General features: G+C 43.8%; 16 protein-coding genes and 1 pseudogene. 2 read left to right on the top strand and 15 right to left on the bottom strand.

Annotated features, from left to right (window positions below; all coding sequences use genetic code 11):
- Positions 1-3: 3 nt before the first annotated feature.
- Genes SNAG_RS00575 through SNAG_RS00560 form a run of 4 tightly spaced genes read right to left on the bottom strand, consistent with a single transcriptional unit; the run spans position 4 to position 4,004 of the window.
- Positions 4-825 (bottom strand): PTS system mannose/fructose/sorbose family transporter subunit IID, encoded by an 822-nt coding sequence (locus SNAG_RS00575; RefSeq protein ID WP_000185285.1) that lies wholly within the window; start codon positions 823-825, stop codon positions 4-6.
- Positions 812-1,717 (bottom strand): PTS mannose/fructose/sorbose/N-acetylgalactosamine transporter subunit IIC, encoded by a 906-nt coding sequence (locus tag SNAG_RS00570; protein WP_000616995.1) that lies wholly within the window; start codon positions 1,715-1,717, stop codon positions 812-814. Before SNAG_RS00570 ends, SNAG_RS00575 begins: the two co-directional genes overlap by 14 nt.
- A 26-nt stretch (positions 1,718-1,743) precedes the next feature.
- A complete protein-coding gene (locus tag SNAG_RS00565; protein ID WP_000156956.1) occupies positions 1,744-2,220 on the bottom strand; it encodes a PTS sugar transporter subunit IIB in 477 nt (158 codons plus the stop codon).
- Positions 2,217-4,004 carry a glycoside hydrolase family 35 protein gene (locus SNAG_RS00560; RefSeq protein ID WP_096405782.1) on the bottom strand — a complete coding sequence of 596 codons (1,788 nt, stop codon included), beginning with the start codon at positions 4,002-4,004 and terminating at the stop codon, positions 2,217-2,219. The genes SNAG_RS00565 and SNAG_RS00560 overlap by 4 nt, the downstream gene beginning before the upstream one ends.
- 321 nt (positions 4,005-4,325) lie before the next feature.
- Here SNAG_RS00560 and SNAG_RS00555 point away from each other — a divergent pair.
- Positions 4,326-5,059: pseudogene (locus SNAG_RS00555) on the top strand (GntR family transcriptional regulator).
- A 304-nt stretch (positions 5,060-5,363) separates the two neighbouring features.
- Complete coding sequence (gene strH / locus SNAG_RS00550) at positions 5,364-9,395, top strand: LPXTG-anchored beta-N-acetylhexosaminidase StrH (protein ID WP_096405780.1); 4,032 nt, start codon at positions 5,364-5,366, stop codon at positions 9,393-9,395.
- A 54-nt stretch (positions 9,396-9,449) separates the two neighbouring features.
- Here strH and purB read toward each other — a convergent pair whose 3' ends face one another.
- The 11 genes from purB to SNAG_RS00495 all read right to left on the bottom strand — a co-directional run bounded on the left by purB (position 9,450) and on the right by SNAG_RS00495 (position 24,349).
- Positions 9,450-10,748, bottom strand: coding sequence for an adenylosuccinate lyase (gene purB / locus SNAG_RS00545; RefSeq protein WP_096408786.1), 1,299 nt, complete (start codon positions 10,746-10,748; stop codon positions 9,450-9,452).
- Between the two features lie 266 nt (positions 10,749-11,014).
- Positions 11,015-12,202 carry a hypothetical protein gene (locus SNAG_RS00540; protein ID WP_231906646.1) on the bottom strand — a complete coding sequence of 396 codons (1,188 nt, stop codon included), beginning with the start codon at positions 12,200-12,202 and terminating at the stop codon, positions 11,015-11,017.
- Positions 12,203-12,210: 8 nt separating this feature from the next.
- The gene (purK, locus tag SNAG_RS00535) at positions 12,211-13,302 is read right to left on the bottom strand and encodes a 5-(carboxyamino)imidazole ribonucleotide synthase (protein WP_096405778.1); all 1,092 of its coding nucleotides are present in this window, start codon (positions 13,300-13,302) and stop codon (positions 12,211-12,213) included.
- Positions 13,289-13,777 carry a 5-(carboxyamino)imidazole ribonucleotide mutase gene (purE, locus tag SNAG_RS00530; RefSeq protein ID WP_000805606.1) on the bottom strand — a complete coding sequence of 163 codons (489 nt, stop codon included), beginning with the start codon at positions 13,775-13,777 and terminating at the stop codon, positions 13,289-13,291. Before purE ends, purK begins: the two co-directional genes overlap by 14 nt.
- A 191-nt stretch (positions 13,778-13,968) precedes the next feature.
- A complete protein-coding gene (gene purD / locus SNAG_RS00525; RefSeq protein ID WP_096405776.1) occupies positions 13,969-15,231 on the bottom strand; it encodes a phosphoribosylamine--glycine ligase in 1,263 nt (420 codons plus the stop codon).
- 121 nt (positions 15,232-15,352) lie between these two features.
- Positions 15,353-16,900: a bifunctional phosphoribosylaminoimidazolecarboxamide formyltransferase/IMP cyclohydrolase gene (gene purH, locus SNAG_RS00520; RefSeq protein ID WP_096405775.1), complete on the bottom strand. Its 1,548-nt coding sequence runs from the start codon at positions 16,898-16,900 to the stop codon at positions 15,353-15,355.
- Between the two features lies 1 nt (position 16,901).
- Positions 16,902-17,366, bottom strand: a complete 465-nt coding sequence (locus tag SNAG_RS00515) for a GNAT family N-acetyltransferase (RefSeq protein WP_096405773.1) — start codon at positions 17,364-17,366, stop codon at positions 16,902-16,904.
- A 44-nt stretch (positions 17,367-17,410) separates the two neighbouring features.
- The gene (gene purN / locus SNAG_RS00510; protein ID WP_096405771.1) at positions 17,411-17,962 is read right to left on the bottom strand and encodes a phosphoribosylglycinamide formyltransferase; all 552 of its coding nucleotides are present in this window, start codon (positions 17,960-17,962) and stop codon (positions 17,411-17,413) included.
- Complete coding sequence (purM, locus tag SNAG_RS00505; RefSeq protein ID WP_096408784.1) at positions 17,959-18,981, bottom strand: phosphoribosylformylglycinamidine cyclo-ligase; 1,023 nt, start codon at positions 18,979-18,981, stop codon at positions 17,959-17,961. Before purM ends, purN begins: the two co-directional genes overlap by 4 nt.
- A 38-nt stretch (positions 18,982-19,019) precedes the next feature.
- Positions 19,020-20,462: an amidophosphoribosyltransferase gene (gene purF, locus SNAG_RS00500; RefSeq protein ID WP_096405770.1), complete on the bottom strand. Its 1,443-nt coding sequence runs from the start codon at positions 20,460-20,462 to the stop codon at positions 19,020-19,022.
- Between the two features lie 161 nt (positions 20,463-20,623).
- Positions 20,624-24,349 carry a phosphoribosylformylglycinamidine synthase gene (locus SNAG_RS00495; RefSeq protein ID WP_096405768.1) on the bottom strand — a complete coding sequence of 1,242 codons (3,726 nt, stop codon included), beginning with the start codon at positions 24,347-24,349 and terminating at the stop codon, positions 20,624-20,626.
- Between the last annotated feature and the right edge of the window lie 206 nt (positions 24,350-24,555).

The following is a 24,555-nucleotide window of genomic DNA, read 5'->3' as shown; positions in this document are numbered from 1 at the left end:
AAATTATGCGCCCATTCCAAGCAAGAATTTACCGATGAATGAAAGACCTACTGCAAGAACGATAATGATACCGATCGCTTTAGTAGAGTTCATACCTTTCTTACCAAGCAACCAGAAGATAAAGGCAGTAAAGATTGCTGGAAGCAAGCGTGGGAAGATTGAGTTCAAGATGTCTTGGAAATCAATCAATTTTTCACCGATTGGCAATTTGTAAGAAATCTCAAAGTTGATCATTGTTGCTACAAGAGCACCCATCATGAAGACACCAAGTACAGATGCAGCGTCAATCAAAGCTGTCAAAGTACTTTGCATGTTGTTGATAAGGTTAACCCCTTCTTTGTAAGCAAATTCCAATTGTTTCCAGCGGAAGATGTCATAAGCAACTGCAACTGCGATCCAAAGGAAGATACCCCATGGTTGGCCAGCGATAGCCATAGTTGCTGCGATAGATCCCATGATAGCAGGTACAAGTGAACCAAAGATTGTGTCTCCAAGAGGAGCGAATGGTCCCATCAAACCTGTCTTGATACCGTTAACGGCATCTTTTGAACCTACGCCATCTTTTTCTTCCATGGCAAGGTCAAAACCAGCGATAATTGTGTGGAAGAATGGAGAAGTATTGAAGAATTGAGTATGAACTTTCATCATTTCTTTCAATTCAGGAGTTCCATCCCCATACATTTTACGCAATTGAGGCAAGATCATGTAAAGGTAACCAGAAGCTTGCATACGTTCGTAGTTCCAACCTAATTGGAAAGTAAACAAGCTACGTTTGTTGATTTGATTAAAATCTTCTTTTGTAAGTTTGTAATTAGAATTCGTCATCTTCGATTTCCCCACTTTCTGATGGTGTAGAAGGTGCTGCTACAGCTACTTTTTGGCTGTTCTTAAAGTGAACAACTGCAAGGAAGATACCTACGATAGAGATACCGATCATAGACAAACCTTTGAAGTTGTTAGCAAAGCCAATCTTTTCAGCAACATCAGCAGGAAGAGTACCAAGGATACCCGCAACAGCTCCACCAAGACCTGTTACATATGAGTAAAGAACAGTCAACATAGCTGTCAAACCGAATCCCATTGCAAGGTAGTGAAGGTTACGTTTAACTGGAAGGTAACGAAGCAAGATTGCAAATCCGAGACCTGGAAGCATACGTCCTGCAAGTGTCAAACCGTCTGCAACCCATTGGTATTCCTTAACAAGGTTTACAACACCTTGTACGAATTCTCCACCAAAAGCAAGAGCGAAGAATACTGGAAGGGCACGTGAAAGAGCCCAAGGCACTGCACCAAGTAGGTAGTTGCGCTCGATTCCTTTATAGTCAAAGCGTTCGATTGCAGCATCAATACGGTGTGCAAAGAAAGTAGTAGTCATACGTCCAAGAACGTCGAAGTATGTCAAAAGTGCTGCTACTGGTACAGCGATTGTTGTGATCGCAAGATCTGTATCAATACCTTGAGAGATAGAGAATGCTGTTGCAAGAACCGCACCAGAAGTTGCGTCGATACGAGAAGCACCACCGAAGGTACCAACCCCGAGAACGAACAACTGCAAGCTACCACCGATAAACAAACCAGTTGTCACATCTCCCATGATCAAACCGGTAATGAAACCAGCGAATACAGGGGAACCTGCAGATGAAACGATTGTCAACTCATCACAGATTTGATAAGCTGAGTACAAAGTGAGAAGTAAAATTTGCCACCATTGTATCATAACAATGACCTCCTAAAAATTTTTTTCTATTTTAATAAACTCAAAAAGTCTGATACGGGATCGTTTGGAACCATTTGAGCAGTGAGTTTCACACCTTTTTCTGCCAGTTTGTGGAAGTCTTCCACATCCTTATCTACCACGTTGATAGAACGTGTGATAGGGCGAGTTTCTGGTGTTTGAGACATATTGCCGACATTGAGTGTTTCAAGCGGAACGCCTGCTTCAACCAAACCAAGGAAACGGTCTGGTTTACGTGCAACGATAAAGAGACGTTGGCTATCGTATTTACCAGCAAGGATATTCGCTGCCGCTTTCTCAATTGGCAAGATACTAAGTTTCACACCTGGTGGTGTAGCAAGTTTCAAGCCACTCTTTTCAATATCGTTGTTAACGACTTCATCGTCTACAACCATAATGCGCGAAACGTTTAGTTTCCCTGCCCAAAGATTGGCTACTTGACCGTGGATCAAACGTCCATCGATACGGCATCCTACAATTGTCATAAGTTTTCCCCCTTTATGTGTTTTAGTGTAGGTTTACGAGTTAAATGAATCTCTTCTTTATATTCACCTTCAGTTTCAAAGATGATAATGCGGTTATCACCTTGCTTGAGATAGCTATGAGGGATATAAAGTGAGAGGGTCGGGCCGACATTCCAGAAACGTCCTAGGTGACGCCCGTTGACAAAGGCAACTCCCTTACCAAACTCAGATAAATCTAAGTAGGTATCCTTAGGCTCTTCAACGGTGAAGTCGAAAGCGTAAAAGGCCGGTTGTCCTTCTGTCCATCCTTTTGAAAAATCAATTTTCTCAGGATTATCCAATGGAAGTGGATATTGTTTCCAATTTAACATGAAGTGTAGATCCTTACAGACACCTGTACGAATTCCTTTACGTTGCGTATCTGCCAAGAACTTATGTCCGTAGTTAACACGCCCCATATTTTCGACCAAGATGTCAATCTCTGAAAAACCTTCTCGATTTCCCTGACAGTAGATATCTTCACCAATTTCTGTCTGGTATTGAGTGGCAATCCATTGACCATCTACATAGAGTTGAGCTCGGTCACGTCCATCGATGATACGGAGACGTTCCTCTTCTGCATCCCAACTTGCTTCGGTACGATAAAGAAGGTAGCCATAACTTTGACCAAGTTCTTCCATCGCTTTTGGATAGAGGCTTTCAGTTGGACTTGCCAAGCTATCCAGAGTTTCAAACAAGGAAACTTTTTCGACTAGTGGAATGGATTCCATTTCCATGCTTTCCTTGTAAAGTGGTTCCAACTGTGGATACTCTGGGAAGTGTGTTGCCATCATCTTCTTGACTGCTAGGTATTTAGCAGTTGGATTTCCTTCTTCATCGAGAAGGGCATCATAATCGTAAGATGTAACTTGTGGCAAATCTAGAGTTCCTCGAGCCGAGCAACCATTCATGAAACCAAAGTTTGTTCCGCCATGGAACATATAAAGGTTGATGGAGCCTTGCTCTAACACCTCTCGAACAGCTTCTGCCAACTCTTTTGGATCACGCGTGATGATTGGTTCTTTCCAACGGTTGAACCAGCCATCCCAGAATTCCATACACATGAGGGGCCATTTTTTGCCATACTCATCAAAGAATTCTTGCATTTGTGAAAAGTTGTAAGGAGCCTTAGAGCCGAAGTTTCCTGTCACAAAGAGGTCATCTTCAATCAAGGTTCCAGCTTTCAGAGTAGCCCTCCAAGGACCGTCTGAAGTAAAGAGTGGGCAATCAATCCCTCGTTCTTCCATCAATTTTCGAATCGCTCTCAGATAAGACTTATCTTCTCCATAAGATCCATATTCATTTTCGACTTGCATCATGAGAATGTTTCCGCCATTTTCCAACAAGCGAGGCACAAGCCTTGGTAATAATTGGTCATAATAGCGAGCAACTGCCTCAATATAAGCCGGATCGGATGAACGGATTCGCATGTTCTTAGTTAAGAGCCAAGCTGGTAAACCACCGAACTCCCACTCAGCACAGATAAATGGAGACGGACGCACAATGGCGTATAGACCCAAATCCTGTGCGATTTGGAGGAATCTCTCCAAATCCATAGCACCTTCAAAATTAAACTCACCTTCAATAGGTTCATGTAAATTCCATGCTACATAAGTCTCGACTGTATTAAAGCCAAGCGCTTTTAAGTTGTAGAGCGAATGATACCAATCCTCCGCTGGAATTCTAAAATAATGAATGGCGCCGGACAAAATCTTGAACGGTTTTCCATCTAAATAGAAATCGTCCTCAATTTTAAATCTTGTCATGTTACTACCTCTGACTAATTAAGTTTGCGCTTTCATTTATTATAATATTAAATATAATCAAATATTTTGCATTTGTCAATAGGTTTTAGAAAATTCTTTAAAATTTTTCTATTTTTTTACTTACCGTTTACCGAAACTATCAAAAAATCGCATGAAAGTCGTTTTTTTATGTATGATAATTCACAAGGCTAGAAAATGAAATTTTTTACATGTAACATAACATCTTTAGTCGATTATTTTAATTTTTTTTACCTAAATACTACTATTTTCTAAGTATTTGTGGTAAAATCAAGGTTGGAGAAAGAGAATCGAGGTGAAATTATGGCTATTCCAAAATACCAATATATTAAAGATGAATTAAAAAACAAAATCATCTCAGGTCAATTTGCGAGTGGAGATAAATTTTATACAGAAGCAGAATTGATTGCGATGTACGATGTTAGTTCGATCACCGTTGTTCGTGCTTTGAATGACCTTGCAAAAGACGGCTATATTGTCCGTCAACAAGGTAAAGGAACTTTCGTTTCACGTGCACGTAAGTTTCACGTGCACGTAAGCACAAACTCGTTGAGTTTTCAGATGTTGAAATCTTTGAAACCAAAGACGATAAAGTTACTGTCCTTTCTATCGAGCGCGGAAACAAGCTTGAATATTTAGAGAAACTCGGCCTACGTGGAGATCAATTCTACTATAAGATTGAACGTATTCGTCAAACAAATGACGTTACATACATCTACCACACATCTTATGTTCCTGAACAATATATCAATGCCAACTATCCAAATCTTGATTATTATAGTTCTATCTATAAACGTTTCAAATTGGATTACCGCATTCACATGAGTGATGAGCATTTTGAGGAAATCAACGAGATTGCCTTTCCAACACCAGAGCATGCTGCTTCTGCACTTGGAATCGATACACAATTCCCAACTGTCTTCCAAACCAAGACTACAAAACTTGAGGCCACTGGCCAAGTCCTTGCCTATAGTGAAACTTATAAGCGAGCAGACTACTACAAAATCAAATTCATCTCATGTAACCGAGGTCATTAAGAAAAAGCCTGAGCCCAGCTCAGGCTTTTTCTGTATTTATTATAGCACGAGAAAGAAACTATGAAAATGCCATGAAAGGTTCTTATTTAATTAGTAGCGTTTTTACTAAAAACAAGTTAAATACTTGCTTCATTTTTCCTTCTATCTTTATCTTTTATTGGCAATTTTCTCCTAAATCTTATGTTTTCCTCCATTTATTATAGTTCTTATATAAACCCTATTGACATTTTACCCCTTAGATAATAAAATAAAATTGGTTTTACGTAAACGCTATCATATGCGATAACAACAAGGAGGTTTTGTCATGAAACTAGAAAAGAAACAGCGCTTCTCCATTCGTAAATACGCGGTTGGAGCAGCTTCTGTACTTATAGGATTTGCTTTTAGCGCACAAGTCGTAGCTGCCGACGGGATTACTCCAGCTCCAACAGCTGAGGAAACCGTTCAAACTGTCCAGGAGAGTCCTCAAGCAGTCAAAGAAGCTGTAGATTCCAAGGTTCCAGAAAAACTGGAAGAAAAGGCTGAAGAGCCTATAAAAGAGGATGTCAAAGAAGACTCGGAGGCTCCTCATACAGTTGCTCCAAAAACGGAAGAAACAACTGCACCAGCTGTGACAGAAAATGCTAGTCCTACTCCGACTACTGAGAAAGAAAGTCCTGCTCCAACTGAAGTTCCTGCAGAAAACTCTCCTTCAGAAAAGAAAAATGAAGCAGCCACACCTGCAGTAACCACTCCTAACACTGAACGAGCAGCTCAGGTAAATGAAAAACTGGCTAAAAGAAAAATGATCTCAATTGATGCTGGACGCAAGTACTTCTCGCCTGAGCAACTCAAAGAAATCATCGACAAAGCCAAACACTACGGCTATACGGATCTTCATTTACTAGTTGGAAACGATGGCATGCGTTTCATGTTGGACGACATGACCATCAAAGCCAATGGCAAAACCTATGCAAGTGATGATGTCAAACGTGCGCTCGAAAATGGAACTGATGCCTACTACAAGGATCCAAACGGCAACCACTTGACAGAGAGCCAAATGACGGACTTGATTAACTATGCTAAAGATAAAGGTATCGGACTAATCCCAACCGTTAATAGCCCTGGGCACATGGATGCCATTTTGCATGCTATGAAAGAACTAGGCATCCAAAAACCTAACTTCAACTACTTTGGTAAGGAATCTGCTCGTACCGTTGACCTTGATAACAAAGAAGCTGTTGAGTTTACCAAAGCCCTGATCAACAAGTATGCTGCTTACTTCGCTGGCAAAACTGACATCTTCAATATCGGACTAGACGAGTACGCTAATGATGCTACAGATGCCAAAGGATGGAGCGTTCTTCAAGCCTATAAATGGTATCCAGAAGATGGATTCCCTGACAAGGGTTATGATAAATTTATCGCCTACGCCAATGACCTTGCTCGCATCGTCAAATCTCACAGCCTCAAACCAATGGCCTTTAACGACGGTATCTACTATAATAGCGACACTAGCTTTGGAACCTTTGACAAAGATATCATTGTTTCTATGTGGACTGGTGGATGGGGCGGTTACGACGTCGCTTCTTCTAAACTTCTAGTTGAAAAAGGTCACCAAATCCTTAATACCAACGATGCTTGGTACTATGTTCTCGGACGAAATGCCGACGGCCAAGGCTGGTACAACCTGGACCAAGGACTCAATGGTATCAAGAACACTCCAATCACTTCTGTACCAAAATCTGATGGGGCTACTATCCCGTTCATCGGAGGTATGGTAGCTGCTTGGGCGGATACCCCATCTGCACGCTATTCACCATCACGCCTCTTCAAACTCATGCGTAGCTTCGCAAATGCTAACGCTGAATACTTTGCTGCCGACTATGAGTCTGCTGAGCAAGCCCTTAAAGAAGTTCCAACAGACCTTAACCGCTATACTGCAGAAAGCGTCGCAACTGTCAAAGAAGCTGAAAAAGCCATTCGCTCACTCGATAGCAACCTCAGCCGTGCCCAACAAGATACCATTGACCAAGCAATTGCAAAACTCCAAGAAGCTGTTAGCAATTTGACCTTCACACCAGAAGCTCAAAAAGAAGAAGACGCGAAACGCGAAGTTGAAAAACTTGCCAAGAACAAGGTGATCTCAATCGACGCTGGACGTAAGTACTTCTCAGCTGAACAACTCAAACGTATCATTGATAAAGCTAGTGAACTTGGATATTCTGATGTGCATCTCCTCCTAGGAAATGACGGACTTCGCTTCCTACTTGATGACATGACTATCACTGCTAACGGCAAAACCTATGCAAGTGACGATGTCAAAAATGCCATCATTGAAGGAACAAAAGCTTACTACGATGATCCAAACGGAACCACTCTTAGTCAAGCAGAAATCACTGAATTGATTGAGTACGCAAAATCAAAAGGGATTGGACTCATCCCAGCGATCAACAGCCCAGGTCACATGGATGCCATGCTTGTCGCTATGGAAAAATTAGGTATCCAAAACCCTCAAGCCAACTTTGACAAGGTCTCTAAAACAACCATGGACCTTGAAAATGAAGAAGCGATGAACTTTACAAAAGCCCTTATCGGCAAGTACATGGACTTCTTTGCGGGCAAGACTAAGATCTTTAACTACGGTACAGACGAATACGCTAATGACGCTACCAACGCTCAAGGTTGGTACTACCTCAAATGGTATGGACTCTATGGCAAGTTTGCTGAATATGCCAACACTCTTGCTGCTATGGCTAAAGAAAGAGGCCTTCAACCAATGGCCTTCAACGATGGTTTCTACTACGAGGACAAGGATGATGTTGAATTTGACAAGGATGTCATCATCTCTTACTGGTCTAAAGGATGGTGGGGCTACAACCTTGCATCTCCACAGTACCTTGCAAGTAAAGGCTATAAATTCCTTAATACCAACGGAGACTGGTACTACATTCTCGGTCAAAAACCAGAAGATGGCGGTGGCTTCCTCAAAAAAGCTCTCGAAAATACCGAGAAAACTACATTTAATCAACTAGCATCAACTAAATACCCTGAAGTTGACCTTCCTACTATTGGTAGTATGCTTGCTATCTGGGCAGATAGACCAAGTGCTGAGTACAAGGAAGAAGAAATCTTTGAACTCATGACTGCCTTCGCAGATCACAATAAAGACTACTTCCGCGCTGACTACAATGCTCTCCGTGAGGAACTTGCTCAAATCCCTACTAACTTGGAAGGATACAGCAAAGAAAGTCTCGATGCTCTAAATGCAGCTAAAGAGGCTCTCAACTACAACCTCAACCGCAGCAAGCAAGCTGAGTTAGACGCTCTCGTAGCCAAACTCAAAGCAGCCCGCCTAGGCCTCAAACCAGCAGCAACTCACTCAGGAAGCCTCGATGAAAACGAACTAGCTGCCAATGTTGAAACCAAACCGGAACTCATCACAAGAGCAGAAAAGATTCCATTTGAAGTTATCAAGAAGGAAAATCCGAACCTTCCAGCTAAGCAAGAAAAGATTGTCACACCAGGTGTAGATGGCGAACGCACTCATTACATCTCTGTCCTTACTGAAAATGGTAAACAAACAGAAACCGTTCTAGACAGCCAAGTAACCAAAGAACCTGTGACCCAAGTGGTTGAAATCGGTGCACCTATTACCCACAAAGGGGATGAAAGCGGCCTTGCTCCAGCTGCCGAAGCGAAACCAAGACTGGATATACAAGAAGAAGAGATTCCGTTCACTACTGTGACACGTGAAAATCCACTCTTGCTCAAAGGGAAGACTCAAGTCGTTACTAAAGGCGCTAACGGTCGTCGCATCCATTACTACTCTGTGAGCACTAGTGCTGACGGTAAGGAAGTGAAAACTCTTGTAGATAGCCTTGTGACCCAAGAAGCAGTGACCCAAGTTATTGAAGTCGGAACCCTTGTAACCCATGTAGGAGACGAACACGGTCTTGCTCCAGCTGCAGAAACAAAACCGAGATTGGACATTCAAGAGGAAGAAATTCCATTCACTACTGTGACACGTGAAAATCCTCAATTACCAAAAGGACAAACGCAAGTTGTTACTAAAGGAGCTAACGGCCACCGTACTGCCTTCTACTCTGTAAGCACTACTGCTGATGGAAAAGAAGAAAGAACTCTTGTCAATAGCGTGGTAACACAGGAAGCAGTCACTCAAGTTGTTGAAGTCGGCACTGCCGCTGAGAAAGCTGAGCAAACTGCACCAACTACTGCCAAAGCAGATGAAAAACAACTCCCTGCAACAGGAAGTCAAGACTCTGCAGGCTTGGTCGCAGTAGGACTTATGGCCACACTAGCAGCCTACGGACTGACTAAGAGAAAAGAAGACTAAACCTCTTCGATAAGCATACAAAAAAGCGAGATTCAATCTCGCTTTTTGTTATGATTAGTCACCAAGTCCGATACGTTCAAAGATATCCTCTACTCGTTTGGTGTAGTATGCTGGGTTGAAGATTTCATCAATCTCCTCTTGAGTCAGGCGTGATGTCACTTCTGGATCTGCTTCCAGAAGTGGTTTGAAGTCTACTTGGTTGTCCCAAGAGTGTGCTGTCTTAGGTTGAACAAGGTCGTAAGCTTGCTCACGTGTCATACCTTTCTCAATCAAGGTCAACATAGCACGCTGGCTGAAGATGAGACCGAAAGTTGAGTTCATGTTACGGATCATGTTTTCTGGGAAGACCGTCAAGTTCTTGACGATGTTTCCAAAACGGTTGAGCATGTAGTCGATCAAAATGGTCGTGTCCGGTGTGATAATACGCTCTGCTGATGAGTGAGAGATATCACGTTCATGCCAGAGAGCGACGTTCTCATAGGCCGTCACCATGTGACCACGGATGACACGCGCAAGACCTGTCATGTTTTCAGAACCGATAGGATTGCGTTTGTGAGGCATGGCTGAAGACCCTTTTTGACCTTTGGCAAAGAACTCTTCTACTTCGCGTTGCTCAGATTTTTGCAAACCACGAATTTCAGTCGCCATACGCTCGATAGAAGTTGCGATGCTGGCAAGAACTGCGAAGTACTCAGCGTGAAGGTCACGAGGAAGCACCTGTGTAGAGATTTCTTGAGCACGGATACCGAGTTTGTCGCAGACGTATTTTTCAACGAATGGTGGGATGTTGGCAAAGTTACCAACCGCACCAGAAATCTTACCAGCTTCCACACCAGCAGCCGCATGCTCGAAACGCTCGATATTGCGCTTCATTTCGCTGTACCAAGTCGCCAATTTAAGACCAAAAGTTGTCGGCTCAGCGTGCACACCGTGGGTACGCCCCATCATGATGGTGAACTTGTGCTCCTTAGCCTTATCAGCGATGATGTTGGTGAAGTTTTCAAGGTCACGACGGATGATGTCGTTGGCCTGCTTGTAGAGGTATCCGTAGGCCGTATCCACCACGTCAGTAGAAGTCAAACCATAGTGGACCCACTTGCGCTCTTCACCAAGCGTCTCAGAAACCGCACGCGTGAAAGCCACCACATCGTGGCGAGTCTCTTGCTCAATCTCCAAAATACGGTCGATGTCAAAGTCCGCCTTCTCGCGAATCAAAGCCACATCTTCCTTAGGGATTTCCCCCAACTCAGCCCATGCCTCGTCAGCCAAGATTTCCACCTCAAGCCAAGCACGGTATTTATTTTCTTCACTCCAAATGTTCGCCATCTCAGGGCGAGAGTAACGGTTAATCATGTTTAAGATACCAAGGGCGACTAGAAAGCGACTGAATTTTAGGAAACCAACGACGGACGCTTGCATCCTAGGAGGTTTATCTAAATTCCGAGCTTTCCGCCCGGGTTCAGTTCTGCAAACTAGATGTCCCTTTCCTTTCTTTGTTTAAGTTATATATTAACGATATTCTATCAAATTTCAAATCATTAGAATGTTCTATCTTTCTTATTTTACTATCATTATATTCATGCTATTGAATAGTACAGTTCCTGAAAATTAAAACATTGTCACTCCTCATCAGAATCCTCAGTATTTTTAGAGTCTTTATCATCAAAATTATCAAAATATTTTAATTGATATGAGTCCCTAATTTTACTAGATAAATCTTGATAAGGCTTTAATAACTCCGAGTTTATCTTAGGTATTTCAATATTATTAATAACCTCTTTTAGTGGAGTTAATGCAGCTTTAATCCTCTCATTATTGGCATTTAATTCATTTATCACTGGTATAATGGTTTCTGATACTGTTTTATATAAAGATGATAAGTTAGCCAGAAACTCCTGAGAAAAAATATCATTTGTTAGTTTCCTAGTTGCTTCAAAATCCCATTTCTCAAGCATACTATATTCAAGCTCTTCTAATTCTTTAATTACATTTGACAGCAACAAATCTATTTTTTTGTAACTTCTATAGGTTAGCATGTGAAAATGCATAACATCATTCCTGTACTGTCTAATACTATCATAGTTGTTTTTGAGCACATCTACTTTCTCACTATCAGTGAATGGTGTAAAATGTTTTTCCCATATAGTGATTGGAAGAGAATTGTTTATCATTTCTTTCAGAATATATTCATTCTTATTTTGAAAATCTTTAAAATGAATAGTTAAGTCACGAACTGGATTTATATTTATTTCAAATATCAACGAATGAAGTTCAGCTATTTGCAATTTTTCGATAGATTGCAATGCGCGAATTTTTGATGGATCCAGTTTACCTTTAGTTTCTTTCTTAATAACTTTTATAACATTTTCATTTTCTAATGGAGATAAAGCTAAAACAAGAATTTTTCGTAATAATGATTCATATACTTGAAATGTAGGATAAAGCCTATTCGAAAAATACATAGATAAACTATTAGATAGAATTGAATAATTCAAATCATTTTTTTCTAAAAATTCTCTAAACTTTGAAAGAAATTTATCAAATTTTTTTGCTGAACTTAATTTAGACTTGCTGTATTCATAGCTCAGCAAAATTGTAACTAGTCCTCCTCGAAATTGTCGAACATCTATTGCAAAGTCGGCACCTTCCAAAGTACACTGATATTTATCTGAATCCCCCATTATATTCTCATCACCAAGTTCAATTTGGCTATCAGAAGTAACACAAATTATTTCTGAACTAAGAAGTAATTTATCAAGTTTGACAATGCTAATATTTTTAGTTAATAACTCCACCTCAAATTTCATATTTATCTCTAAAAATCAATCCCTTTCCCAAACTCCTCCACCTCATCTGGCGCATCACTAAACACAGTCACATGCCCCATCTTGCGGTTGTGCTTCGCTTCTATTTTACCATACATGTGGAGGTGAGCGCTTGGATTTTCTGTGACATACTTTTCAGCGACCTCGACGTGTTGGCCGAGAACATTCAGCATAACGGCCGGCGCATGCAGTTTGATAGCTGGCAATGGTGCTCCGAGAACGCCCAAGATATGGGTATCAAACTGGGAGAAGTCGCAAGCTTCGATTGAGTAGTGACCTGAATTGTGTGGACGTGGAGCAATCTCATTGACGATAATGTCGTCAGCTGTCGCAAACATTTCCACACAGAGCGTTCCAGACAAGTTGAGTTGCTCAGCGATTCTCACGGCCATAGCTTTTGCTTTTTCAGCTAGACTTGCAGAAATCCGAGCAGGCACAATGGTCTTAGACAGGATGTTGTTGCGGTGGATATTTTCCTGAACTGGGAAAACCGTCACGTCCTTCCCAGTTCCTGACACGATTACCGAAATTTCAAGGTCAAAATTGACAAATTCTTCCAAAACGCAGCCTGCTGAGTCAGCTAGGGCATAGGCTTCTTCCAAATCTGCTTCTGAGCGAATGACCTTTTGCCCATGTCCATCATAGCCACCTGTCGCAGTCTTGAGGACATAGTTTTTAGATAGATCAATGTCTGCCAAATCTTGGCTTGAAGTCACAACCTTGTAGGGTGCCACAGTGACTTGTGCCTTGTTTGAGAGGAAGTCCTTTTCAAAGATACGATTTTGTGAAATGCGGAGCAGGTCGGTCCCTTGAGGGAGTTGTCCATCCTTGATGACAGCATCCAGACCGTCAGCATCGACATTTTCAAACTCATAGGTAAGGACATCGCAACGCTCAGCCAACTGACGGAGGGCAGCCACATCGTTATAAGGAGCCACTATGATTTCCGCCACACGAGAGGCCGGGCAATCCGCCGCAGGATCCAGCGCGATAACCTTGTGTCCCATGTAGATAGCAGAAATGGCCATCATCTGCCCCAGCTGACCGCCACCGATAATTCCGATTGTTTTAGATGAGTTCATTTGTAGACTCCTCTGCGATTTTTCCTTGTTCTTCTGCAAAATCTGCCAAAGCTGTCGCGATAGCCTGATCCTCTACTGACAGGAGACGGAGGGCAAAGAGAGCAGCATTGGTCGCACCTGCCTCACCGATAGCCATTGTCGCCACAGGCACACCACCCGGCATCTGAACGATAGAGTAGAGCGAGTCCACGCCACTAAGGGCACGTGATTTAACTGGTACACCAATGACAGGAAGTGTTGTTTTAGCTGCTACCATTCCTGGCAAATGGGCTGCGCCACCAGCACCTGCGATAATGACCTTGATGCCACGGCTACGAGCCTCTTCCGCATGTCTAAACATGAGGTCTGGTGTCCGGTGGGCAGAGACAACCTTCTTTTCGTAGGCTACACCGAAGCGGTCCAGGACTTCGGCTGTTTTTTGCATGGTTGCCCAGTCGGATTTGGAGCCCATGATGATGGAAATTACTGGTTTCATTTTTAATCCTTTTTCTTCCTTTTTTGATAATTGTCTTAGGTGGTGGGGACGGAAGCAAACCTTCGGTTTCATTCCTAAACTTTGAGCCTAAGTCTCAAATCTCCCCCCGACCAGAACAGTAATAGTTCTGGTCTTTTCACCACGGCGACCATTATCGTATTTGGCGACTTCGTCGCGTTATTCTTATATCTTTACTTAATTGCCTTGCTTCCGATATCTGTTCGGTAGAAGAGGCCTTCTGTGTTTTGTTGAGCGAGTTCTTGGTAGATGATATCTTGGGCTTCTTTGACGGTATCTGCTGTGATGACGAGCATATAAACACGTCCACCGTTTGATAGCAGTGCTCTGCTATTTTCCGAAAACTTTGCCCCTGCATAGTAGGTGATGATATCTCCCTCGGTTTTTGCTGGCAATTCAACACCTTTTTCATAATCTAGCGGGTAGCCGTTTGACGCGACAACCACGCCCAGAGTCACACCCTTATCCGTCCAAGTGATGTTTGGCTCCTTGCTATCGAGGATATCCGTGATATTTTGTGCAAAATCGGAGGTCAGACGAGGCAAGATAATTTGTGTTTCTGGATCTCCGAAACGAGCGTTAAACTCGATAACCTTAGGTCCATCTGCTGTCAAGATAAGCCCTGCGTAAAGGACACCAAGATACGGGCGACCTTCTTTGATCATTCCTTCAAGGACTGGCTTGACAATGGTCTCCACCGCTGTATCAACTACACTCTCTGGCAAGTGTGGAACTGGCGCATAAGCTCCCATACCGCCCGTGTTAGGGCCCTTGTCGCCGTCATAGGCACGTTTATGGTCCTGAGCCGTCGGCATGATGTAGAACTTGTCCCCATTGACAAAGGCAAAAAGAGAAAACTCTTCCCCATCAAGGAATTCCTCGATGACCACACGCGCACCTGAATCACCGAATTTATTGTCCAAAAGCATCTCGTGAGCGGCTTCGACTGCTTGCTCAACTGTCTCCGCAACGACGACACCTTTCCCAAGAGCCAAGCCGTCTGCCTTGACGACGATAGGAGCGCCTTTCTCCTCGATATAAGCCTTAGCTTCCTCGAAATCTGAAAATGTGCCATAGGCTGCTGTCGGAACGTCGTATTTGACCATGATTTCCTTTGCAAAATCCTTAGACCACTCCAGCTCCGCTGCAGCCCTAGTCGGACCAAAAGCCTTGAGACCAGCTGCATTGAAATCATCCACAATCCCAGCAGCAAGAGCATCATCTGGACCGATGAAGGTCCAAGCAATATCGTTGGCCTTTGCAAACTCAATCAATTTAGAATGTTCGGAAATAGAGATATCCACTAATTCCAGACCATCCAGAGTCATCCCGTCATTCCCAGGAGCTACAAAAACATTTTCAACGTCTTTTGACTCAAGCAACTTCTTAGCAATCGCATGTTCACGACCACCCGAACCGACAACTAACAGCTTCATCTTTCAACCTCTTTTGCGAATTATTTACTAATATTATAACACAAACGTTCGTTTTAATCTTGTTTCGTTTCGCTTTTAAAGCAAAAAAAGGAAAGAAACTGTTTTCTTCCCTTTTATTTTCTTAATGTCTAAAATGTCTCACTCCTGTGAAGACCATAGTCAAGCCGTATTTATCCGCAGCTTCGATAGATTCTTGGTCACGGACTGAGCCACCTGGTTGGATGATGGCCTTGATACCTGCTTTGGCGATTTCTTCCACGTTATCGGCAAATGGGAAGAAGGCATCGGAAGCAAGAACAGCACCGTCCAAATGGTCTTTGGCTTGGTCAATGGCGATACGAACAGAAGCCACACGATTGGTTTGACCTGGGCCAACACCAAGTGTCATGTGGTCATTCGTCACGATGATCCCGTTTGATTTGACGTACTTGATAGCTTTCCAAGCGAACTCAAGTGCAGTCGCTTCTGTCTCGGTTGGCTGGCGTTTGGTCACCACTTGCCAGTCAGCTGGGCTTTCCTTGACCACGTCTTGATTTTGAACAAGGAGACCACCGACCACGCCTGTGTATTCTGCCTCTACCTCACTAGCATCTTGAGCATCAAATGGCAATGCAAGGATTCGCAAGTTTTTCTTTTTGTTGGTCAAAATAGCTAGCGCTTCATCCGTATAGCTTGGTGCGATGATGATTTCAAGAAAAACGCCGTGCATCTTCTCAGCTGTCGCAGCATCCACCTTACGATTGAGAACGACAATTCCACCAAAGATAGACACTGGGTCAGACTCATAAGCATAGTCCCAAGCAGTTTCGATGTCATCAGCTTGACCAATTCCACATGGGTTCATGTGTTTGAGAGCCACAACAGTTGGACGGTCTTTGAAATCACGAATAATACGAATGGCCGCATCCGCATCGCGGATATTGTTAAAGGACAATTCCTTACCGTTGAGCTGTTTCGCTGATGCAATCGAATAGTCAGTCGGCAAAGATTTTTGGTAGAAGTCCGCATCCTGCTGAGGATTTTCACCGTAACGCATTGGTTGCTTGAGGTCATAGGTCAAAGTGAGCTTTTCAGGCTTGCTCTCGCCCACTTGAGCTGTAAAATACTCTGCAATCAAGGCGTCATAAGCTGCTGTATGGCGGAAAACCTTGGCAGCCAAACGTTGACGAGTTTCATAATTCGTTTCTCCATTTGCAGATAATTCCTCAAGGACCATTGCATAGTCAGCAGGGTCTACCACAACCGTCACGCTGGCATGGTTTTTAGCTGCTGAACGAAGCATAGATGGCCCACCAATATCGATGTTCTCAACCGCATCAGCGTACATCACGTCTGGTTTGAGAATCGTTTCCTTGAAAGGGTAGAGGTTGACCACTACAAGGTCGATAAGCTCGATCTTATTGTCCTTAGCCGCCTCAAGGTGGCTATCGAGATCACGACGAGCGAGGAGCCCACCATGGATATTTGGATGGAGGGTCTTAACACGACCGTCCATCATTTCTGGGAAGCCCGTCACATCATCAATTGCAATGGTCTCCACCCCAGCATTATCAAGGGTAACCTTTGTCCCACCTGTCGAGATAATCTCCCAACCGAGTTTTTTAAGTTCTTGGGCAAATTCAACAATGCCCGCTTTGTCTGAGACGCTGATTAAGGCCTTTTTCGTCATTCTATTCCTCTTTCTTTAGATCCAAGCGCATAGCGACTTCGTTATTTTCTTCTATAAATCCTGTTTCCTGAAAACCCAGACCAGTCAACAGGTGCTTCATTTTTTCATTTCCAACCACATAATCTGCGGTAATATGACTGCAAGCTCTATCCATCTGGGCCTCTTTGATTAGAACTTCCAAGGCTTTTCGACCATAACCTCTTCCTTGGTACTGCTGATCAATCATTATCCGCCAGATAAAGTATTCCGCTTCATCCTTGTCTATTTCTAGCAGGAGAAAGCCAACCACTTGCTTATCCCAATAGATTGCCATCGGAAACACATCTTCGTTTTTCCGGTAGAGCCATGCGTCAGCTAAAGAGCGTACATTTGGAGCCACGAAACGTGCTCGTTCATCAGCATCAGATATTTTCAAATCCAGCACTGCCTGAAAACTGCTCTCATCTACTAATTTCAGTTCAATCATTTTTTCTCCTAGCAATATTGCACAATCAAAACTTGATTTACTTCTTACCTTCTCCCCACCCCTAAACTTTCCAGCACCTCTGGATACAACTTGTACTCTGCTTCATGAATCCGAGTTTCAAAGCTTTCGATGGTATCATTCGCTAGCCGTGGTACACGGACTTGTTTGATAACCTTACCTGTATCCACTCCAGAGTCCACCCAATGAATGGTCACACCAGACTGCTCCACACCAGCTTCCCAAGCATCCTCAATCCCATGAGCTCCTGGAAATTCTGGCAGGTAGGCTGGATGGATATTGATGATCCGACCTTCATAAGCCGCCAATAAGGTTGGCCCAACGATTTTCATGTAGCCTGCTAGGCAAACCAAATCAATCTGGTGCTCTTCCAAGAGTTCGACAAGGGCTGCTTCGTAGTCTGCCTTGTTCTCAAACTCCTTGAGTTCAAAAGCATAGGACAGGACGCCCAGCTTGTCTGCACGCTCGAGCACATAGGCATCACGATGGTCTGAAAAGACAAACTCCACCGGAAATTCTTCAGCAATCACCTGAAAATTTGAGCCATTACCAGAGGCAAAAACCGCTATTTTTTTCATTTGATGATGACACTTTCGTTTTCTTTCTTGACGATGCGACCAATTTCATAGACTGGTTCATCCAACAATTCCTTGACACGGGCTACATTTTCAAGCTTGACTGCCAGCATGAGACCTACACCCATATTGAAGATTTCAAACATTTCTTCGTGCTTAATTTCACCGTATTTTTCAAGGGCTTTGAAAATCGGAAGCACTGGAACTTTGTTTTCCTCAATCTCAGCAGCCAGGTCATCCGCAAACATACGAGGGACATTTTCGATAAATCCACCACCTGTGATGTGGGCAATCCCATTTACCAAGCCTTCCTTGATGAGTGGCAAGACAGCCTTGACATAGATACGAGTCGGCTCAAGAAGGACTTCTTTGAGTTTCTTGCCTTCCAATTCTGGCAAAACTTCCTCACCTGTGTAGTCCGCAAAGACACGACGGACGAGTGAGTAACCATTTGAGTGAATCCCACTTGAAGCAAGTCCGAGAAGAACATCTCCCTCTGCTACTTTTGACCCATCGATGATTTGTGATTTTTCAGCCACGCCGACCGCAAAACCAGCCAAGTCATAGTCATCTGCGCCATACATACCAGGCATTTCAGCTGTTTCCCCACCGATGAGGGCTGCGCCTGCCTGCACACAGCCTTCTGCCACACCAGCAACGACTTGTTCTAGCTTAGCTGGTTCATTCTTCCCTGTCGCCACATAGTCGAGGAAATAGAGGGGCTCCGCACCTGCAGCGATGATATCATTGACACACATGGCTACACAGTCCTGCCCAATCGTGTCATGCTTGTCGTACTTGATAGCCAGCATGAGCTTGGTTCCGACACCGTCAGTCCCTGAGATCAAGACAGGCTCTTTTACCCCTGTCTTTGAAAGGTCAAACATGCCACCAAAGCCACCAAGAGCTCCCATAACACCCGCACGCTCTGTACGTGCTACGTGTTTTTTGATGCGTTCAACAACTTCATAACCCGCTTCAACATCTACACCTGACTGGGCATAAGCATTTTTATTTGTCATCTTCTCTTCCTTTCCTTTCATGGAGAGTCTTTATCCGTCTATTTGTAAAAACTGGTCTTATCCCCCAAGCTCCTACGATATTCTTCTTCATAGTCGTAGAGAGGAGTTGGGTAGTCGCCGTCAAAGTAAGCGACACAGAGACCACCGTTTGGCGCATCTGTTTCGATGCCAATAGAATTAATCAAGCCATCAATCGAAAGATAGGTCAGGCTATCCGCACCAATGATTTGGCGAGTCTCTTCGACTGTATGATTGGCCGCAATCAACTCCTGACGCGTCTGGATATCAATCCCATAGAAACATGGATAAGCTAGCGCAGGGCTCCCAATAGCAACGTGAACTTCAGACGCACCTGCTTCCTTCAAGAGCTGAACGATGCGGCGAGAGGTTGTCCCACGAACAATGGAATCATCAATCATCACCACACGTTTGCCTTTGACAACGCCCGAAACGGCTGATAGCTTCATCCGCACACCTTGCTCTCGCAATTCTTGAGTCGGTTGGATAAAGGTGCGTTGGGTATATTGGTTTTTGATCAGCCCCATTTCATTTGGCAGACCAGATTCTTCCGCAAATCCCATGGCTGCGCTTAGTGAAGAATTGGGTACACCGACCACAATATCCGCCTCATATTTGAATTCACGCGCTAATTGGGCGCCCATACGTTTGCGAGCTGTATGGACATTGATTCCATGGATGTTAGAGTCAGGGCGAGCAAAATAGATATACTCCATAGAGCAAATCGCCAACTGGGTATCATTCGTATAACTATCGTACTGGATACCATTGTCATCCACAATCACAATTTCCCCTGGTTTTACATCACGAATCCACTCAGCACCAATGACTTCAAAGGCACAGGTTTCAGACGAAACCACTACCGCTCCGTTTGCCATTTTTCCGATAGAAAGCGGACGGAAACCATTAGGATCAAGCGCAGCAATCAACTTGTCCTCAAACAGCAGGATATAAGCAAAGCCACCTTTGACAAGGCTGAGCGCCTCTTTGATTTTGCCCATCAAGTTCGGATTGTGACTTCGACGAATGAGGTGAGCCAAGATTTCCGAGTCCGAAGTTGAACTGAAAATAGCTCCTCTTTGTTCCAATTCTTTCTTGAGCGATTCGGCATTGGTCAAGTTTCCGTTATGAGCAAGTCCAAACTGCATATCGTGAAAGCGGAAGAGGAAGGGCTGGATATTATCTACAGAAGCTTCGCCAGCAGTCGCATAACGAACATGCCCAATCGCGCTCGTTCCAGTCAGTTTATCCAAATTAGCTGGATTTCTAAACACTTCTGATAAAAGCCCCATATCACGATGACGCTTCAATTGCCCCTGATCATTGGAGAGGATTCCTGCCCCCTCCTGACCACGGTGCTGAAGACTGTGGAGCCCAAAATAGGTCAATTTAGCAGCATCTGGATGCCCCCAGATACCGAAAACACCACATTCTTCATTAAGAGATTTTACTTCGTATGTCATTTTTTATACCTAATTTTTATTTGTGTATCATTCCTTTAGTAGAGCCGAATGATACGGTAGAAGCTCGTTTCACTCGCAAAACAAACCTTTTGCAATCACCAAGAGCTAAATCTACATGACTTTTACATTACGGATACTATCTATTAGAAAATCTGTAAGTCTTATTTTCCAGTAAAGTATTTAACTGCTGATGCAAAGAGATATTGATCTTTATTCCCTGGAATATTTTGGAAGAGACCGTCTTCATAACGTTCTGAGTGTCCCATCTTCCCAATGATTTGACCATTCTTGCTGGTAATTCCTTCGATGGCATTTACAGAACCATTTGGATTGTACTTAGAATCCATACTTGGTTTGCCGTCAAAGTCTACATATTGACTGAAAATTTGTCCATTGTCTCGGAGTTCAGCAAATTCCTCAGCCGTCACAACAAACTTCCCTTCACCGTGCGACACTGGGATGGCATGGATATCACCCACTTGCACCCCAGTCAACCATGGCGAGTTGGTATTAGCAATCCGAGTTTCCACCATCTTGGCCACGTGCTGGTTGGCATCATTGTAGAAAAGGGTTGGGCTAGTACTAGTAGCATCCTCAAAGTTCCCGTATGGAAGAAGACCTGATTTAACGAGGGCTTGGAATCCATTACAGATACCAATAATCAAACCACCTCGAGCGATAAAGTTATCAATAGCTACACGCACTTTTTCATTAAGCAGGATGTTGACGATAAACTTAGCTGATCCATCTGGCTCATCTGCAGCTGAGAAACCACCCGCGAAGAAAAGGATATTAGCCTTACCAATGTTGTCAACCATGGTTTCAACCGACTTGACAATAGCCTTTTCATTCAAGGTCACGAATGGCACCAAGTTAACCTCTGCACCTTCTTTTTCAAATGCCTTGGCTGAATCATATTCCGAGTTGGTTCCTGGGAAGACTGGGATGTAAACCACTGGTTTTTCGATAGTTTCTTTAGCTTTGATGACTGCGTTAGAAGCGACAGCTGGAACTTCTTCCAGTTCTTTGGCTTGGGCAAATTCAGTTGGGTAAACTTCTTCCAGTTTGCCTTGGAAGGCACTGTCAAGTTTCTGTCCATCTAGCTTCACACCATTGACAGTCAGTGTAAAGTCTACGCTTGTTTGACCGATTTTCTCCACTCCAGCGATTTCTTCAGGAGATGTGAAGACAAATCCGCCTAATTGAGCTGTCAAGGCTGTTTCAAGTTCAGACAAGGTCACCTCTGCACCGATATGGTTCCCAAAAGTAGCAAGAGCCAAGCTTTCAAGGACACCACCGTATTTGACAGCTGATGCAGATGTCACTTTGTGGTCAGCTTGGATGGCTTCAAACTTAGCAAAGTTAGACTTGATAAGATCAAAGTCAATTTCTTGTGCCAAAGCTTGACCTGGGATGTAATAGATATTTTCACCAGCAGTCTTGAACTCAGGGGAGAGCACCTTACGGCTATCTGCTGTCGTAACTCCAAAAGCGACCAAGGTTGGTGGTACGGTCAATTCTTCAAAGGTACCAGACATAGAATCCTTACCACCGATAGATGGCAAACCAAGCTGGATTTGTGCTTCGATAGAACCTAGAAGAGCCGCTACCGGCTGACCAAAACGCTCAGCTTGTTTGTCCATCCGCTCGAAGTACTCTTGGTAAGAGAATCGAGCCTTGGACCAGTTTGCACCAGTAGCAACCAAACGAGCAGTTGCTTCGATGACCGCATAAGCAGCTCCATGATATGGAGACCACTCTGCTATATAAGGGTTAAAGCCTTGGGCCATAACAGACGCAGTATGAGTCACACCGTGTTGAACTGGCAATTTCTGCACAGAAGCCTCAGTCGGTGTCAATTGGTAACGACCGCCAAGTGGGTGATTGACCGTAGAACGACCGACCGAGCAGTCAAAGATGGTCTGCAAACCTTTTTGACTCGCATGGTTGAGGTCAGATAGTACCGCAAGAGTATCAGCTTCAAGGGCTTCAGTACTTGTCTTGCGCTCTTCTGGGAGTTTGACATCCTTGTCCACAACCTTGGCATCGACAACGACACGCACACCGTTTGTATCAAGGAAACGACGTTCCAAGTCAACAATCGTTTCACCATTCCAGTACATGACTAGATTTGGTTTTTCAGTCACTGTCGCAACCACAACAGCATCAATATTTTCTTTGTTACATTCTGCAACGAAGGCATCTACATCCTCAGGACGAACCACCACAGCCATCCGTTCTTGTGATTCAGAGATGGCAATTTCTGTACCATTCAAGCCTTGGTATTTAAGAGGAACCTTGTTGAGGTCAATTTCAAGACCGTCTGCCAATTCACCGATAGCTACACAGACACCACCAGCACCAAAGTCGTTGGATTTCTTGATAAGACGAGTGACAGCGCCATTACGGAAAAGACGTTGAATCTTGCGTTCTTCGATGGCATTCCCTTTTTGAACCTCTGCTCCAGCAGTCTCTACAGACTCAACTGTTTGAACCTTAGAAGAACCTGTCGCACCACCGACACCATCACGGCCAGTCTTACCACCGAGGAGGATAATGACATCTCCCGCTTCTGGTTTTTCACGAACCACATTTTCCTTTGGAGCTGCACCAACAACGGCACCCAACTCCATGCGTTTAGCTACAAAGCCTGGGTGGAAGTACTCACGAACATAGGTCGTCGCAAGCCCAATCTGATTCCCGTATGAAGAATAACCATGAGCTGCTGTTTTAGAAATGACTTGTTGTGGCAATTTCCCAGCACGAGTTTCAGAAATCGGTGCTGTAATATCTCCAGCACCTGAGATACGCATAGCTTGGTAGACATACGAACGCCCTGACAATGGGTCACGAATAGCTCCACCGATACAAGTAGCCGCTCCACCAAATGGTTCGATTTCTGTTGGGTGGTTGTGGGTTTCGTTTTTAAACATGAGGAGCCAAGGTTCCTTGACGCCATCAACGTCCACTTCGATTTCAACCGAGCAGGCATTGATTTCGTCAGACACTTCCATATCATCCAAACGGCCATTGGCACGCTCATAACGACCGAAAATAGTCGCCATATCCATCAAGGTTTGTGGTTTTTCAGAACGGCCCAACTCCTCGCGCATAGCGATATATTTGTCGTAGGTCACCTGCAATTGTTTTTGGAATTTAGAAGCTGAGAAATCAATCTGCTTCAACTCTGTCTCAAAAGTCGTGTGACGGCAGTGGTCAGACCAGTAAGTATCCAAGACCTTGAGCTCTGTTTCCGTCGGCACACGCCCGATTGACTTGAAATAATCTTGGATAAAGAGCAAATCATCCACTTCCATTGCCATCCCTTGTTCGGCCTTGTAGCGGGCAAAGTCTTCTGCTGTATAGCTTTCAAAGAAGGTCAATTTAGGAATGGTCTTGTCTGACTCAGAAAATTCCTGTTTGGCAATTCCTGTCGTAATGTCCTTGAAACGTGAATCCACTGGATTGAGCAGGTAGTTCTTGACCGCTTCCAACTCAGTCGCATCAATATCGTTATTAACCAAGTACAATTGTGCTGTGTTGACCGTCACGTCACTCGAACTTCCCAGCAAAAGCAAGGCTTCCTGTGAAGAAGCTGCACGCTGGTCAAACTGCCCTGGCAGGCTTTCAATGGCAAAGAAAGCATAGTTAGCAAGATCCGCCTGCACAACCGCTTCATCCAAGACATGGTCTGTCACCTGCTCAGAGAAGATATGTTTTTCTGCAGCCGCAAACAAGTCCTCTGCCAAGTCAAAGACATCATAAACTTGCACGATGCGAATACTTTTCAAAGTTGAAAGTCCCAAGTTGTGCTGGAGCTCTCTCACCAAACTCTCTGACTTAACCTGAAAATCAGCCTTTTTTTCAACAAAAATACGTTTATTCATCAATTCTTATTCCTTTATTTCAACTCTTGCAATGTTCCCAACGACCTTGAGAGTCTTGCAAACAGATTATTTCAAACCCTGCAATTTCTCCCAAACAATCTCGTAAACATCTGTTAGTTCTCCCAAGCCACGACGGAGTGTAAAGGTCCAGGGGACCTTTTCAGCCTGAGTCCTTACATCTGAGAGACGAAGGTTTTCCGTTTATA

This window comes from Streptococcus sp. NPS 308 (genome assembly GCF_002355895.1).
Classification (GTDB): domain Bacteria; phylum Bacillota; class Bacilli; order Lactobacillales; family Streptococcaceae; genus Streptococcus.
Note: the sequence above shows the minus strand (reverse complement) of the source record. Positions and strands in the feature narration are given on the sequence as shown.